The 14,590-nt window shown below is 57.0% G+C and carries 14 protein-coding genes and 1 pseudogene; 10 read left to right on the top strand and 5 right to left on the bottom strand.

The genetic code is table 11. The annotated features are described in order from the left end of the window. Positions 1-13: 13 nt before the first annotated feature. A pseudogene (gene lipB / locus NW837_RS08635) lies at positions 14-463 on the top strand (lipoyl(octanoyl) transferase LipB); the annotation flags it as partial. Here the strand turns inward: lipB and NW837_RS08630 are convergent. Beyond that, a complete protein-coding gene (locus NW837_RS08630; protein ID WP_414330704.1) occupies positions 460-909 on the bottom strand; it encodes a tetratricopeptide repeat protein in 450 nt (149 codons plus the stop codon). The pseudogene lipB and the gene NW837_RS08630 overlap by 4 nt on opposite strands. A 291-nt stretch (positions 910-1,200) precedes the next feature. Continuing rightward, positions 1,201-1,782 carry a Uma2 family endonuclease gene (locus tag NW837_RS08625; protein ID WP_011430559.1) on the bottom strand — a complete coding sequence of 194 codons (582 nt, stop codon included), beginning with the start codon at positions 1,780-1,782 and terminating at the stop codon, positions 1,201-1,203. Between the two features lie 133 nt (positions 1,783-1,915). On the opposite strand from NW837_RS08625, the gene purB reads away from it, so the two are divergent. The 7 genes from purB (at position 1,916) to NW837_RS08590 (ending at position 10,193) form a co-directional block, all read left to right on the top strand. Then, entirely contained in the window at positions 1,916-3,211 is a 1,296-nt protein-coding gene (gene purB, locus NW837_RS08620; RefSeq protein ID WP_414330702.1) for an adenylosuccinate lyase, read from the top strand. Positions 3,212-3,221: 10 nt separating this feature from the next. Further along, positions 3,222-4,202 carry an aspartate carbamoyltransferase catalytic subunit gene (locus NW837_RS08615; RefSeq protein ID WP_414330707.1) on the top strand — a complete coding sequence of 327 codons (981 nt, stop codon included), beginning with the start codon at positions 3,222-3,224 and terminating at the stop codon, positions 4,200-4,202. 518 nt (positions 4,203-4,720) lie between these two features. Further along, the gene (gene pstS / locus NW837_RS08610; protein ID WP_414330700.1) at positions 4,721-5,782 is read left to right on the top strand and encodes a phosphate ABC transporter substrate-binding protein PstS; all 1,062 of its coding nucleotides are present in this window, start codon (positions 4,721-4,723) and stop codon (positions 5,780-5,782) included. Between the two features lie 147 nt (positions 5,783-5,929). Continuing rightward, on the top strand, positions 5,930-6,913 hold the full coding sequence (gene pstC, locus NW837_RS08605) for a phosphate ABC transporter permease subunit PstC (RefSeq protein WP_414330699.1): 984 nt from the start codon (positions 5,930-5,932) through the stop codon (positions 6,911-6,913). Positions 6,914-6,951: 38 nt separating this feature from the next. Further along, complete coding sequence (gene pstA, locus NW837_RS08600; RefSeq protein ID WP_414330697.1) at positions 6,952-7,845, top strand: phosphate ABC transporter permease PstA; 894 nt, start codon at positions 6,952-6,954, stop codon at positions 7,843-7,845. 70 nt (positions 7,846-7,915) lie between these two features. Continuing rightward, positions 7,916-8,713, top strand: coding sequence for a phosphate ABC transporter ATP-binding protein PstB (gene pstB / locus NW837_RS08595; protein WP_099883872.1), 798 nt, complete (start codon positions 7,916-7,918; stop codon positions 8,711-8,713). A gap of 112 nt (positions 8,714-8,825) precedes the next feature. Then, positions 8,826-10,193, top strand: coding sequence for an FAD-binding oxidoreductase (locus NW837_RS08590; RefSeq protein WP_414330695.1), 1,368 nt, complete (start codon positions 8,826-8,828; stop codon positions 10,191-10,193). Positions 10,194-10,351: 158 nt separating this feature from the next. Here the strand turns inward: NW837_RS08590 and NW837_RS08585 are convergent, their stop codons facing one another. The 3 genes from NW837_RS08585 to NW837_RS08575 all read right to left on the bottom strand — a co-directional run bounded on the left by NW837_RS08585 (position 10,352) and on the right by NW837_RS08575 (position 13,402). Continuing rightward, positions 10,352-10,786 (bottom strand): DUF29 domain-containing protein, encoded by a 435-nt coding sequence (locus NW837_RS08585; RefSeq protein WP_011433505.1) that lies wholly within the window; start codon positions 10,784-10,786, stop codon positions 10,352-10,354. 344 nt (positions 10,787-11,130) lie between these two features. Further along, positions 11,131-12,186 (bottom strand): permease, encoded by a 1,056-nt coding sequence (locus NW837_RS08580; RefSeq protein WP_414330706.1) that lies wholly within the window; start codon positions 12,184-12,186, stop codon positions 11,131-11,133. 79 nt (positions 12,187-12,265) lie between these two features. Then, a complete protein-coding gene (locus NW837_RS08575) occupies positions 12,266-13,402 on the bottom strand; it encodes a citrate synthase (protein WP_414330694.1) in 1,137 nt (378 codons plus the stop codon). A 321-nt stretch (positions 13,403-13,723) separates the two neighbouring features. Between NW837_RS08575 and NW837_RS08570 the strand changes: the two genes are divergently transcribed. Beyond that, positions 13,724-14,215, top strand: a complete 492-nt coding sequence (locus tag NW837_RS08570; protein WP_414330691.1) for a hypothetical protein — start codon at positions 13,724-13,726, stop codon at positions 14,213-14,215. Further along, the gene (locus NW837_RS08565) at positions 14,169-14,459 is read left to right on the top strand and encodes a hypothetical protein (protein WP_148202743.1); all 291 of its coding nucleotides are present in this window, start codon (positions 14,169-14,171) and stop codon (positions 14,457-14,459) included. The genes NW837_RS08570 and NW837_RS08565 overlap by 47 nt, the downstream gene beginning before the upstream one ends. Positions 14,460-14,590 lie beyond the last annotated feature (131 nt).

Raw genomic sequence — 14,590 nt, 5'->3', positions numbered from 1 at the left:
CGAAGTCACTTAGCACGGGCCAGGCCAGTGGGTTGGTTATGCGATCCTCAACCTCAGGCGCCACCGTCTGGATCTCCACTGGTACCTGCGCCAACTGGAGCAGGTGCTTATTGAAACTGTGGCCCACTTTGGCCTGCGGGGGGAGCGGATCCCTGGCCTCACAGGGGTTTGGGTGGAGGGGCGCAAAGTGGCGGCCATCGGCATCAAGGTCTCCCGCTGGGTGACCTACCACGGCTTTGCCCTCAACGTCTGCCCGGATCTAGCTGCCTTCGAGGCCATCGTGCCCTGTGGGATCCCTGATCGCCCGGTGGGATCCCTGGTTCAGTTTTGTCCCCGAGTAACGATGGCGGCAGTGGCCCCGGTGGTGGTGAAGTCCTTTTGTCAGGTCTTTGGGCTGCAAGCTCAGGAAGTTTCCTTATCAGAGTGGTTGGGAGAACGCAAGTCTCTAAAGACTCAAGGCTAATCCACCCCCAACTGGCGCAGCAGTTGCTGCAGGATGGCCTGGTTGGCAAAGTTGCCGCTCTTGGAAAAGAGAGCCAAGGCCTGGCGAAAGTCGGCCATGGCGGCTTCTCGATCCCCCAGTTGCAGGTGGGCCACGCCGCGGCTGAAGTAGGCTTCTGGAATTCGCGGATCCAACTGAATGGCCCGCTCCGCATCGGCCAACGCCTCTTGGGGCTGGCGCAACTGGTTGTAGACGTAGCTGCGGTTCACATAGGCCGGCGCATAGGTGGGATCCAACTGCACCGCCCGATCCAGATCCGCCAGGGCAGCCACGGGATCCCCCCGCAGCAACTTGAGGGATCCCTGCCAGTTGAACTCGGAAGCGGTGTTTGGGGCCGAGGTCTTCTCAGGAGGAGGTGGGAAGGCAGGCAAAGAGATGGCAGGGGCAGGAGCGAGGAATGCTGCCAAGAAACCTATCAGAGCTATCCTTCCCCATCGACACTTGATTGTGCTCCGCACCGCTAATGACGTCCTCTTCGGATCCCGAACTAGTTCAATATAGACCGTCGGCGAGAGGGTCAACCCCCTGCACTTAACTTGCAAGGGGTGCGGGGAGCTACAAGTTCCGCGCTCTGGCGGGAAAGTCAGGGTCGAGATACCGACTCCTCTGCCAAGTCGTTCTGTGACGCGGGGCAGGAATGCCCAATGGCAAGGTTGGGAGGCCCAAGCTCTATTGGCTAGAGTGAGGGCGGGGGGATGTTACAAGGAAAGCTTCTGGAATAGATGAGCCACCGGCAGGGCAAATCCTGGAATAACCTCTTCACCTTCTAGAAGATCAACCGATTTCAGGAGGCGGTCAGGCTCTTGAGAGCTGCGATACACCAGGACGTAGTGCTCGCTGGGGTGAACCAGCCAAACCAGGCGGCTGCCATTTTCAAAGTACTCCACCAGCTTGTCATGAATTTCTTCAACCGTATTGCGGGGGGAAAGCACTTCAACAGCCAGATCTGGAGCGCCTTCCAAAAATCCTGTGGGCAGTTCAGCCATGCCCTGCAAGCGTTCTTTAGCAAAAAAAGAGATGTCAGGGGAGCGCCAATTTCCACTCTTCATCTTAAAAGCAGTGCTGGAATCTAAAACGATCCCCAGCTTGTTGGACAAAACGTAGGGGGTCAAAGCTGCCAATAGGAGGCTGCAGACATAACCATGGAGTGCCCCCGCGCTTCCCATATCAATTGGCTTCCCATCAACAATCTCGTAGCGATGTCCCTCCCTGGACAACGCCATGAATTCTTCGGCTGTCCAAGCTCTTTTTCCCTGAGTTGGCACAGCTCCGACGGTCATCTGCAAACTCCTTGCTGCTCCTTCGACACCGCAAGCCAAGCCCGCAGGGATCCCCCAGCGGCTTTTCCTCGAGGGGGGACGCCAAAGGCTAAAATAGCCTAGCTCATCCTACTGTACCGACGGAAAAGGCACCTTGATCGAGCGCTACACTCTGCCCGAAATGGGCCAGATTTGGTCCACTGCCCACAAGCTCCAGACCTGGCTGCAGGTGGAGCTGGCTGTCTGTGAAGCGCAAGCGGAGCTGGGGCGGATCCCGCAAGAAGCCCTGCAGGAGATCAGAGCCAAAGCCGCCTTTGACCCGGCGCGGGTTTTGGAAATTGAGGCGGAAGTGAAGCACGATGTTATTGCCTTCCTAACCAACCTCAACGAGCACGTGGGCGAGGCAGGGCGCTACATCCACCTGGGCCTGACCAGCTCGGACGTGTTGGATACCGCTCTGGCCGTGCAGCTTGTGGCCTCGGTGGAGATCTTGCAAGCTCGCCTGGCCGACCTCATCGCTGCTATCCGCGACCAAGCTCGGCAGCACCGCTACACCCTCATGATCGGCCGCACCCACGGTGTTCACGCCGAGCCGATTACCTTTGGCTTTAAGCTGGCAGGGTGGCTGGCCGAGTGCCTGCGCCACCAAGAGCGCCTAGCTCGCCTGCGGGAAGTGGTGGCGGTGGGCAAGATCTCTGGCGCCGTGGGCACCTACGCCAACGTGCCTCCCCAGGTGGAGCAGTTGGCCTGCGCTCGCCTGGGCCTGAAGCCCGATACAGCCTCGACACAGGTAATCTCGCGGGATCGCCACGCTGAATACGTGCAAACCTTGGCTCTGATTGGCTCTTCCCTAGAGCGCTTTGCTACTGAAATCCGCCACCTGCAGCGAACAGAGGTACTGGAGGCTGAGGAGTACTTTGCCCCCGGCCAAAAGGGATCCTCTGCTATGCCCCACAAGCGCAACCCCATCAAGGCGGAACAACTGACGGGGCTGGCCCGTCTCCTGCGCGGGTATGCCGTCTCGGCCCTAGAAAACATCCCCCTTTGGCATGAGCGGGACATCTCCCACAGCTCGGTGGAGCGGGTTATCCTGCCCGATGCCTCCATTCTCTGCCACTACCTGCTGGTGAACATGGCCGACCTGGTGCGCCACCTGCAGGTTCACACCGGCAACATGGAGCGCAACCTCAACCTCTACGGCGGCGTCATCTTCAGCCAGCAGGTGCTGCTGGCTTTAGTGGAGAAGGGCCTTAGCCGCAAGGAAGCTTACCGCCTGGTGCAGGAAAATGCTCACTGCGCCTGGAACCAGCCCGGCGGGGATTTCCGCGCCAATCTGCTGGCGGATCCCCGAGTGATGGCCCACCTGAGCGAGGCAGAACTGCAGGACTGCTTTGATCCCCAGCGCCACCTAACTCACCTAGACGAGATCTTTGCCCGCTTGGGCATTTGAGGGATCCCCTATGGTTTGGCAGCGGCAGCACGTCTTGGGCTTGGCGGATTTTACTCCCGAAGAATACCAGATGGTTTTGCAGACCAGCGCCAGTTTCCAGGAGGTGTTGACGCGGCGGTTGCCCAAGGTGCCCACCCTGCAGGGGAAGGTGGTGGTGACGCTGTTCTTCGAGCCTTCCACCCGCACCCGTACCAGTTTTGAGCTGGCGGCCAAGCGCCTTTCGGCCGATGTGCTCAACTTTTCCCCTGGCACTTCTTCCTTGGGCAAGGGGGAGACGCTTTTGGATACGGCCCGCACCTTTCTGGCCATGGGATCCGATCTCTTAATCGTTCGCCATGCCCAGGCAGGAGTGCCCCAACAATTAGCTGCCGAGATCGACCGCCGTGGATCCCCTGTGGGCGTTCTCAATGCTGGGGATGGCCTGCACGAACATCCCACTCAAGGCCTGCTGGATTTGTTTACCCTCTGCAGCCATCTGGATCCCCGGCGTCCCCGTCTGGAGTTGCTGCAAGGGATCAAAATCGCCATTGTTGGCGATATTCTCCACTCGCGAGTGGCCCGCTCCGATATCTACGCCCTGGTGGCCGCCGGAGCTGAGGTTCACTTAGCCGGCCCTCCCACCCTGTTGCCCAAAGATTTTGCCCAGTTTGTACCCGGCCACACGCTCCCTGTCCATTGGCAGCTGGAGCCTGCCCTCGAAGGGGCGCGTTTTGTTATCACCCTACGCCTGCAACAGGAGCGCATGGGCGAGTTCCTTCTCCCCAGCTTGCAGGAGTACCATCACTTCTTCGGCCTCACGCGGCAGCGGCTGCGCCTGTGCCACCCAGAGGTGAGGGTTTTACACCCCGGCCCGGTCAATCGCGGTGTGGAACTCAGCTCCGAGGTGATGGAGGATCCCGGCTTGAACCTGATTGAGCAGCAGGTCACCCACGGCGTGGCGGTGCGCATGGCTCTGCTGTACCTCATGGGGGGCGGGCGGATCCCAGCTTAGAGCCCAGATCTTTCTCTGCTCGGGGAACATGTAGAGCTGCCCCACGTCTGGAGTGTTGAAGTCCATCTCCTAGCTAATTCTCTCTGTCAAAACTGTCAAAAGTCGGAAGAAGCTCTGGCCAGAGCTTTTCCCGCCCTGCTGAAATCATGTCCAAGCTTGCCGAGAGGTGAGCAACATCTTTGTCTCAAATTTTACACATCTTGGATCTGGATCGAGTTTTTTTGCAGCCGTCCCAGCTTAGCTCTTATTCAAGTTGTGTCCGTTTGATTGGTTGTCAAATGAGATAGAAGTTCAGCAGCTAGACCTTTTCGCGGATCCTGGGCTCCAGGATCCTGATTTTGCTGAAATCCAAACTGGCCAAGACCACCAGATGGAAAATCGAGGTTTGGAAACGAGTCAGTATACTCAAAAAATATCGATTTTTTCTCTTGACTTAACCCAAAGTTAACCTTTAGATATCCCTCCGTTAACTTTGAGGTTATAGGGTTGAAGATGTTGATTTGCCACAGATATTACCTATGCGAACCCTGCTTTCTGCTTTCTCCCTCACCGCTCTAACAGTAGGATTTCTAACAGCGACCTCGGCTCAAGCCCAAACCGTGCAAATCTCCGGGGCGGGCGCGACCTTTGCGGCTCCTTTGCTGCAACGTTGGTTTGACGCCTACAACCGCACCGTAGACCCCACTGTGCAAGTCAGCTATCAGTCTGTCGGTAGTGGTGCTGGCCTAGAGCAGGTGATCAATGGCACTGTGGACTTCGGCGCTTCCGAGGCGCCTTTCTCCGGTGCTCGCCTGGAAAACTTCCGAGCTAAATACCGCTATGAGCCCCTACAGTTGCCTCTGGCGGGAGGGGCCATCGAGTTTGCCTATAACCTGCCCGGCATTGAAGACGGAGAGCTCATCCTGAAGCGGAAAACCTACTGCGGCATCGTGACCGGCGAGATCACTCGCTGGGACGACATTCGCATCAAGGCCGAGAACCCACGTATAGCAAACAAGCTGCCACCCCTGGACATCACCTGGGTACACCGCTCTGATGGTTCTGGGACTACCTTTGTGTTCACCAACCACATCAGAACTGTCTGCCCTAATTGGACAGCCGGTGCTGGTACTTCTGTCGAGTGGCCTGTTGGCATTGGAGCCCAAGGGAATGAGGGCGTAGCCGCCACCATCAAGCAGGAGCCAGGGGCAATTGGCTACGTGAACCAGTCCTATGCCAAGCTGGAAAAGATGACCACTGCTCGCCTGGAAAACAAAGCGGGCAACATTGTTGAGTTCTCGACTGAGGCAGCTACCTCGGCGCTTGATGCTCCCATTCCTGATAACTTTGCGCTGTTGGTGCCCGACCCTGAAGGGCCAAATGACTACCCAATCGTGGGCTTGTTCTGGGTGATGCTGTACCGCGAGTATCCCGATCAGCAGAAGCTGACCAAGCTGGTGGAGGCTCTGAAGTGGACCCAGGGGCCAGAGGGTCAAGCCATCACCAAGGAGCTGGACTACATCCCTATGCCTGAGGCGGCTATCCAGCGGATCTTTGCAGAGCTGGATGCCATCACCGTTAACCCCAATGCGGTGCGATGACTGGGTTGCAGCCTGAACTCCACTAGAGTGGAGCTGGTGGCCGGCTGAGGAGGCAGATGAGGCTTTCTCGGTCGGCTGCTGGGCTTACCTTGCACGGTGGGATTTTTAGGAAAGTTTTGAACCGAAGATGATCATGGGAGAGAGGCTATGACTTCAGCGGCTACGGGTTATGGTTCACCACCAAACCCGGATATCGATGTTGACATTGAGAAAAAGGCGAGCCTGTCTCGGGCTGTTGATGTGGGCTTTGTCCGCCTGACGCTGGCCTTGGCAGGGTTTGCCGGCATTATCCTCATCTGGGTGATTCTTCAAACCACCGAAGCGGCTCTGCCGGCGATTCAGCAGTTTGGCTTGGGCTTCCTGGTTACTGCCCGCTGGAACCCGGTGGAAAACATCTATGGGGTGCTACCACAGATTTATGGCAGTTTGGTAACCTCTCTGGTGGCTTTGATTTTTGCCATCCCTCTGGGCATTGGCACTGCCATCTTCCTGGCGGAAGGTTTTGCCCCCAAGTGGGTAACGGAGCCGATTGGCTTTGCCGTTGAGCTGATCGTGGCCATTCCCAGTGTGGTGCTGGGGCTGTGGGGGATCTTTGTGCTGATTCCAGCAGTGCGGCCCATCTTTCGAGCCATTAACCAGACGCTGAGTTGGATCCCTTTCTTGGGTGGCCCGGCTCCGCGGGGGCCCAGCTTGTTGATAGTGGCTGTGGTGCTGGGGATCATGATCTCTCCCATCATCATCTCCATTACCCGCAGTACCCTTGAATCTCTGCCACGCAGCCTAAAAGAGGGGGCTTTGGCTTTGGGGGCAACCCGCTGGGAGACCATCTTAACGGTGATGATCCCTGCCGGCCTGTCGGGCATTGTCAGCTCGATCATGCTGGCGCTGGGACGGGCCCTGGGAGAGACCATGGTAGCGGCCATGCTTTCCGGCAACGCCAACCGCATCAATATCTCCCTAATGCAGCCGGGATCCACCATTACCGGCTTGATTGCCTCTCAGTTTGGCGAGGCAGGACGCTTGCAGGTTTCGGCTCTCATGTATGCCGGCGTGGTGCTGATGGTGCTGACGTTATTGGTCAACATTGTTGCCGAGATCATCATCCGCAAGTTTCGAAACTTGGAGCAGTAACTTGGGAAGCAGAAAGAAGATAAAGGAGCACTGTTATCATGTCCGACTCAGCACAGATTGCCCCTGAGAAGGTTGACATCGACATTACTCGTGCCGCCATTGCCCCTGTCCGCAATTACACAGGCATTGTCCTAACCCTGCTGAGTGGCCTCTTTGTGGCGGTGATCATAGCTTCCCTATCTTGGGTGCTGTGGGATGTGGGCAAGGAAGGCATCCAGCGGATAAATTGGGATGTCCTCACCCAGACCCGCTACCCTGCCCCTGGCCTGGCGGAAGGGGGCTTTGGTCACGCAATTGTCGGCAATTTAATGGTGCTGGCTACGGGGGCGGCTTTGAGCTTTCCCTTCGGCATCTTGGCGGCAGTGTACTTGTCTGAATTCGGTCGCGGCACCCGCTTGGCTTATCTGGTTAAGTTTTCCTGCAATGTGCTCACGGGGGTACCGGCCATTCTCTGCGGCCTGTTTGCCTATGCTGTGGTGGTGAGGGGATCCGGCTTTTCGGCTTTCTCGGGAGGGGTGGCTTTTGGCGTGCTGATGCTGCCGATTGTCATCCGCTCCACCGAGGAGGCGTTGCTGCTGGTTTCGCCCGACATGCGCTTGGCTTCCCTTGGCCTGGGCTCAAATCGCTTTCAGACCACAATGCGCGTTGTTTTGCCGGCAGCGGCACCGGCCATCGTAACCGGGCTAATCCTGGCTTTGGCCCGAGCGGCAGGCGAGGCTGCACCTCTGCTCTTTACCGCCTTCAACAACAATTTCTGGTCTACTAATCTATTTGGCCCGGTGGCTACCTTGCCGGTGATGGTCTACTTTTTCTCCATCATTCCCTACAGGGTGCAGCAGGAGCTGGCTTGGGCGGGCGCTTTGGTTTTGTTAGCCATTGTTTTGGCGGCCAGCTTGACCGCTCGCTTTTTGGTGTACAAGACCAGGAAATAGCCTGAGGATTCTCAACAAAGTCTTGAATCGAACTCTTCGTCGAACTCTAGCTCTTTTTGTGAGTGCTGCCATGCAAACTCAATCTCTTAACCAGACCTCTTACGTTTTCAGGACCGAGAACCTGAATGTCTACTATGGCTCCAATCTGGCGGTAAAAAATGTTACTCTGGACATCCCAGCCCGACAGATTACTGCGTTTATCGGCCCTTCCGGCTGTGGCAAAAGCACGATTCTGCGCTGTTTTAACCGCACCAACGATTTGATCCCCGGTGCTCGTGTAGAGGGCAAGCTCACCTACCACGGCAAGGATCTCTACGCCAAAGAGGTCGATCCGGTGGCGGTGCGGCGGCGTATCGGCATGGTCTTCCAAAAACCCAATCCCTTCCCCAAAAGCATTTACGACAACGTGGCCTACGGCCCGCGGGTGCTGGGGATGAAGGTAGACTTGGACGAGGTGGTGGAAACCTCGCTGAAACGGGCTGCCCTCTGGGATGAAGTCAAAGACAAGTTGAAAGAAAATGGTCAGTCGCTGTCGGGAGGGCAGCAGCAGCGCTTGTGTATTGCCCGCGCTCTGGCGGTACAGCCGGATGTGATTTTGATGGATGAGCCCTGTTCGGCACTGGATCCCATTTCCACCCGCCGCATTGAGGAGCTGATGAAGGAGCTGGAGGAGGAATATACCATCATCATCGTCACCCACAACATGCAGCAGGCCAGCCGCGTCTCGGATATGACGGCTTTCTTCAGCGTGGAGCTGGTGGGATCCAACCGTGTGGGCGAGCTGATTGAATTTGACAGAACTGAAGTCATCTTCAACAGCCCCACCAAGCAAGCCACAAGAGATTATGTGGAGGGCCGCTTCGGCTAATCGACCTGGCCGGACAGGGATCCTTCTCATACTGTTCTCGGCAAACCCTTTTGCAGGCAATTTCTGCCGATGATGGAGTCTGAAGAACCGTTGCATCCAAATACGGATACCTATGATCGTTGCCGCTCCTGACAAGCTGCAGGCTTTGCGTTCTGACTTAGAGGGTATTGAGATCATCACTGATCCGGCTCAGGTGGCCAAGTTGTCGTTGGATTTTTACCACTACAGCCCCGTGCTGAGCCGACAACTGAGCGACAAGCGGGGAGATTTGGTGGTGCGCCCCGCCGATGAGGCCGAGGTGATGCGGGTGGCAGCGGCCTGTGCCAGGCTGCGGATCCCGGTTACGGTGCGCGGTGCCGGTACCGGTAATTACGGCCAATGTATCCCGCTGGCCGGGGGTGTGATCCTGGACATGGGCAAGCTCAACCAGGTGCTTTGGGCAAAGCCGGGCTTGGCGCGGGTGCAGGCGGGGGCCAAGTTGATGGCCATCGACAAACACACCCGGGAGATGGGCTGGGAGATCCGCATGGCTCCTTCCACCTATCGCACGGCCACCATCGGGGGGTTCATTGCCGGCGGCAGCGGCGGCATTGGCTCTGTGACTTACGGCCAACTGCGGGATCGGGGCAACATCTTGGGTTTGCGGGTGGTCACCCTGGAGGAAGAGCCGCGGGTGCTGGAGCTGCGGGGAGACGAGGTGTTCCAAGTGAGCCATGCCTGGGGCCTCAATGGGATCATCACCGAGGTGGAGATTCCGCTGGCGCCTGCTTACCCTTGGGCAGAGCTGGTGGTGGCTTTTCCCCCCGCAGGAGGGTTTATGCCCTGTGCCCATTTTGGCCAGGCCCTGGGCGATGCGGATGGGATCATCAAGAAGATGATCAGCCTGCACGCTTGGCCGATCCCCAGCTACTTTGCACCGCTGCGGGGTCATTTGCCAGAAGGATCCGCTGTGGCCCTGTTGATGGTGGCCGAATGCAGCCTGGAGCCGCTGTTGGAGCTGATCCGGGAACATGGGGGCCAAGTGGTTTACAACAAAACGGCCCAGGAGGCCAGCAAGGGGATCTCGCTGGGGGAATTTTCTTGGAACCACACCACTTTGCACTGCCGCAGCGTGGATCCCAGCCTGACTTATTTACAATCGGCTTTTCCCGCCGATCGGGAGCTGAAGCTGGTGCAGCACATGTACGAGTATTTTGGCGACGAAGTGCTGATGCACCTGGAGTGGATTCGCATCAACGGGCAAGCTACCCCTGTCGGCCTGCAAATTGTCCGCTTTACCACCGAAGAGCGTCTAAACGAGATCATGCGCTACCACGAAGAGCAGGGAGTATTTATTGCCAACCCCCACACTTTCATCATCGAAGACGGTGGGCGTAAGGTGATGGATCCGCGCCAGATTCGTTTTAAAGAAGAAGTGGATCCCTATGGCCTGCTCAATCCGGGCAAGATGCGCACCTGGCAGGAGCGCGCCTCTGCTTGAGGAATAGCAACAGTAGCACAGCAATTGGCCTTGGTCTATCTGTATTGCCCATGTTTAATCCCTGATGGATTGTCTGGGCAGGACAACACCAGTCCAAAGCTCTACAGTCAGTACTGTGGGAATGCTGTCCACCGTTAAATGCTTTGTGGTGTGGACTGTCAAACTTCCGGCAGCCAGTCCTCTGCAAGCACCAACTCTGGAGAGTAGGGACAGACATCTGGAAATGTCGAGATTTCTATCCCCGTTTGCCTGGCTGCTTGGCGGCGCGCCCGTTGATAACTCTCTTCAAGTTGCTCTACCAGATAACCTTTTAGGCTAGGGCTATCTTCTATGGCCAATCCGATTTGGGTTCGCGCATCTGTAATGGAATCTAGCCAGCTATCTGAACGGCGCTGAGGTTGATATTGCCACTTGAGTAGATGCAGCAGAAGGCGAGTTAATTGACTGGTAATCCCTCGTCGTTCGCTCTTGCCCAAATTCTCAACCTCTTCAATTAAGTGTGTTAGGTCAATTTCATGCCAGCGCCTTTCCCGCAATAGCCGGGTTGTTCGGTCAATCCACAAGTTAAAGTCTGTCGAGTATAGATTGCTCATAGCTTTGTCCTGCTGAAAAATAGGGTCGCGATAATTATGAAATCCAGACTACGTCCTTCTTGAGTTTACTACAATAAAACCTGTAACACCTGAGTTCTCAACCGTCTGGGAGCAGAGTCCTCTGGTGACAAACCTTATCCAGGCAACTCTTTCTATAGTCATTTCGATTTAAAGCAGGACACTGCACCCACACTTAAAGTGCACCGAGCCGGAAGGCTTTTCAAGGACTCCGTCCCGCTGGCGCGATCAGGAGCCCAGGCGTCTTACCCTAAACTGAAGCGACTGTATTTGACGAAGAGTGGATGGAGAGGGTGTCCCTGTGGAGAAAGGTTCAAACAAACGCTTTAACTGCCATAGTAGTTGATGGCTAAAGCTCCCACCAGAGTAAGCTGAAAGACCAAGATCACGAAGTAGAAAATGGCGCGGGGCTTGAACAGAGTGAGCATCAAGCCTATGGCTTTCAAGTCTACTATCGGCCCAAACACCATAAAAGCCAACAGGGATCCCGGCGTGAAGGTGGCGGCAAAGGAGAGGGCGAAAAAGGCATCCACCGTCGAGCAGATGGAGATGATCCCGGCCAGGGCCATCATGATCAGGATTGAGAGCAATGCATCTTGGCCATAATCCAGCACAAACGAACGCGGGATCACCGTTTGAATCAGGGCCGCCATCGCCGAGCCCAAGATGAGCACGGATCCCAATTCGCGGATCTCCCTGGCCCAGGTCTGCAGCAGGAGAACTCCTTTTTGTCCCCTGGAGGGAGAAGGCGCAGCGGCCAGAGCAGAGCGATACACATCTTCAGCCGTTTGTAAAGTGGCCAGGGATCCGCCAGAGGCCCCTTGAGCAGGGCTCTGGGATCCAATCCAGAAGGTGCCCCCCTGCAACAACGGCGAGCGGGAGATGTTCTTCGGATCAGCTTCTTGGGAGAAATTGCGCTGCAGCTCCCGCCAGACTGACGGCTGCAACAGAGGCTGGAAATCCTTTTGAAGGCTGAAGATCAAGCCGACGACAACCGCAATGCCGAAGGAAAAGAGAACTCGGTAGATCACCAGCTCCGGCATGGAGCGAAAGGCAATCCAAGTGGAAAAGATCACCACCGGGTTAAACACCGGCGCCGCCAACAGAAAGGCCACCGCCACGTGGGGTGGGATCCCTTTGATCACCAGTTGACGGGCCACCGGCAGGTTGCCGCACTCGCACACCGGGAAAAAGAATCCTAAAGCGCCACCGGCCACCGCGCTGCCGATTTTGCCTTTGGGCAGGAAACGGGCCAACTGGGATCCCTCGACAAACACCGCCAGCAGCCCCGACAGAAACACCCCCAGCAGCAGAAATGGCATGGCCTGCACCACAAGGCTCAGAAACAGGGTGAATCCGTCTCGCCAAAGGGGAGAGTCCAAGAGGCTCAACACACCACCTCACGCACGACTTGGGCCTTACTGAGTTTGGATCCCGGCCCAGCGCCCTGTCAAACGGCTCTCAACCTCGCTCTTCTATAGGGATGTAGCGTTGCTGGCGTTCACCTGTGTACACCTGGGTGGGTCGGAAAAGCCGATTATCGGACAACTGCTCCCGCCAATGGGCCAGCCAACCCGCCGCTCGGGCAATGGCAAACACCGGTGTAAACAAATCTTCTGGGATCCCCAGCTTGGCGTAGACCAACCCTGAGTAGAAGTCCACATTCGGGTAGATCCCCTTCGGCCCTAGCAACTCCTCGCACACCCGTTCCACTTCCAGGGCGATGTCGTAGTACTTGTCGTGGCCGTAGCGCTCAAACAGCTCCTCAGCCAGCCGCTGCAGGATGGTGGCCCGTGGATCCTTCACCTTGTAGACTCGGTGCCCCATGCCCATGATGCGCTGTTTTTTGGCCAGTTTCTCCTCGATAAACGAGCGCACATTTTCCACCGAGCCAATTTGCCGCAGCAGCATCATCACCTGTTGGTTGGCCCCCCCGTGCAACAGCCCCGAAAGGGTACCCACCGCCGTGGCCAGGCTGCTGTAAGGGTTAGCCAGCGTGGAAGCGCTCACCAGAAGGGCAAACGTGGAGGCATTGACTGTGTGCTCGGCGTGCAGGATCAGGCAGATGTCAAAAATGCGGGCCAACCAGGGATCCGGCTTCTTGCCCGAGAGCATGTACAGAAAGTTGGAAGCGTGATCCAGACTATCGTCCGGGGGAATGGGATCGTTGCCCTGTCGCATCTGGTGGAACATGGCCACCATGGTCGGCAGCTTGGAGAGCAAGCGGGTGACGGTGCCGAATACATAGTCGGGATCCATCTCCCGCAGCGGGTAAAACAGCCCCAAGCCCGCCACACAGGTTTGCAGAGCATCCATCGGGTGGCCCGACTCTGGAAACGACTTGATCATGTCGCGGATGCGGTATTTCACCCGTCGATGACTGCGGATTGCCTGATCAAAGTTGTCCAGCTCCGATTGGGTCGGCAGCTTTCCAAAGATCAGCAAGTAGGCTGTCTCCAGAAAGGTACTGTGGGCGGTCAATTCCTCGATGGGGATGCCCCGATATTCCAGGATCCCCGCCTGGCCATCCACAAAACTAATGTTGGAGCGTGTGGCTGGAACGCCTTCCAAGCCTGGTCTGTATTCGCCATCCGCCATGGTCGGATCCTTAGAGCAAGTATTTCCTAGATAATGATGAATCAAGGGTTGCCAAAGGTGCCTGGAACCCAACCCCTTGCTCCCCTCGGGCAGTACTGACCCCGCTTCGCTACAGTAAAGCAAATTTTGGATCCCTGTAGCCAAATGCTGCCCCTGTCATCCTTCACAGAGAGCTAGGCTGGGATCCGCCTTCTATCTTGCAACAGCTCCCGCTGCCCGACGCAAAAATTGTTGCTATGGTGAGAACTGCGCCCGGCTTGAGGGATCTTGGCGCTTGCCGGAGCCTCAAAAATTTGCTCCCCCGCTTGGAGATCGGCACCGATGTCGGATACTGCTCAAACCCACCTTGGCTCTAGCCCAGTGCAAGGACTGGAGTACGTGGTACTGGGAGTGGCCACTTGTTTCCAGCAGGATCAGGAAGGCCGCCTGGTAGAGGTTTTGGTGGCCGAGCCGGTACCTGCTGCCGATTTGGACTGCCTGGCCCAAGAACGCCGCAGCACTTCCTATCTTCTCCTCTACGCCACAACCTACGCCGAGATCGTGAACAACGGGATCCCAACTTTGCCTGCCGATGTTTTCCCGCCAGGGGTGTTGTTGGGAGAAGACTTCGTGGAACGGGTGCAGGCAGCGGCCCGCACCTATCGCAGCAAGCCCCAGTTTCGCCATATCCCCCTGCACCAAACCTGCACTCCAGAGCGGGGGGTGTTCAGGCTCAATCACAGCGTTGAGCCGCGACGGATCCTCAACGCGGTTGTGGAGGTGAAGGATGCCGACAACATCAAACAGCACCCCCACACCCATCAACGGCTCTGACTCACTGGGCTGTACGGGTCAGACGTGCCCTGGAAAGCAGGTTGAACCGCCACTCTGGGCTAGGCTTCGGGATCCCTCTACCCTTCTGGAGCAGGTACGCAGCGGTCAGGTTTGGCTGGTTAAGGGAATGGGATCCCATGGGCTGTTGCTGGAGAAAGCTCATATTGTCGAGCTGCTGGAGTTTGGTGCAGCCGTTGGCCTGGCCATCGATCGCGATTGCCGAGCGGTTTTGCCGATCGCGTAAGCGGGACGGAGTCCTTTTGGCCAAGTGTATCTGCAGGCCCCTGCCACTTTTTTGGAGCGTCAGCTAGAAATCGCAGGAGCCCCGCACTGTACCCGTAGGGTCGGTGTCGGGAGGAATGTGCTTTGATGAAG

It is taken from the genome of Synechococcus sp. R6-10 (assembly GCF_047461815.1).
In the GTDB taxonomy this organism is placed as follows: domain Bacteria; phylum Cyanobacteriota; class Cyanobacteriia; order Thermostichales; family Thermostichaceae; genus Thermostichus.
The sequence above is the reverse complement of the archived record's forward strand: the minus strand, read 5'-3'. Positions and strand labels throughout refer to the sequence as shown.

Excerpts from the sequence above, each read along its gene's own strand:
- NW837_RS08625 (WP_011430559.1), bottom strand. The coding sequence starts at position 1,782 with ATGACCGTCGGAGCTGTGCCAACTCAGGGAAAAAGAGCTTGGACAGCC.
- NW837_RS08615 (WP_414330707.1), top strand. The coding sequence starts at position 3,222 with ATGGTTTGGCAGCGGCAGCACGTCTTGGGCTTGGCGGATTTTACTCCC.
- pstS (WP_414330700.1), top strand. The coding sequence starts at position 4,721 with ATGCGAACCCTGCTTTCTGCTTTCTCCCTCACCGCTCTAACAGTAGGA.
- pstC (WP_414330699.1), top strand. The coding sequence starts at position 5,930 with ATGACTTCAGCGGCTACGGGTTATGGTTCACCACCAAACCCGGATATC.
- pstA (WP_414330697.1), top strand. The coding sequence starts at position 6,952 with ATGTCCGACTCAGCACAGATTGCCCCTGAGAAGGTTGACATCGACATT.
- pstB (WP_099883872.1), top strand. The coding sequence starts at position 7,916 with ATGCAAACTCAATCTCTTAACCAGACCTCTTACGTTTTCAGGACCGAG.
- NW837_RS08590 (WP_414330695.1), top strand. The coding sequence starts at position 8,826 with ATGATCGTTGCCGCTCCTGACAAGCTGCAGGCTTTGCGTTCTGACTTA.
- NW837_RS08585 (WP_011433505.1), bottom strand. The coding sequence starts at position 10,786 with ATGAGCAATCTATACTCGACAGACTTTAACTTGTGGATTGACCGAACA.
- NW837_RS08575 (WP_414330694.1), bottom strand. The coding sequence starts at position 13,402 with ATGGCGGATGGCGAATACAGACCAGGCTTGGAAGGCGTTCCAGCCACA.
- NW837_RS08570 (WP_414330691.1), top strand. The coding sequence starts at position 13,724 with ATGTCGGATACTGCTCAAACCCACCTTGGCTCTAGCCCAGTGCAAGGA.
- NW837_RS08565 (WP_148202743.1), top strand. The coding sequence starts at position 14,169 with ATGCCGACAACATCAAACAGCACCCCCACACCCATCAACGGCTCTGAC.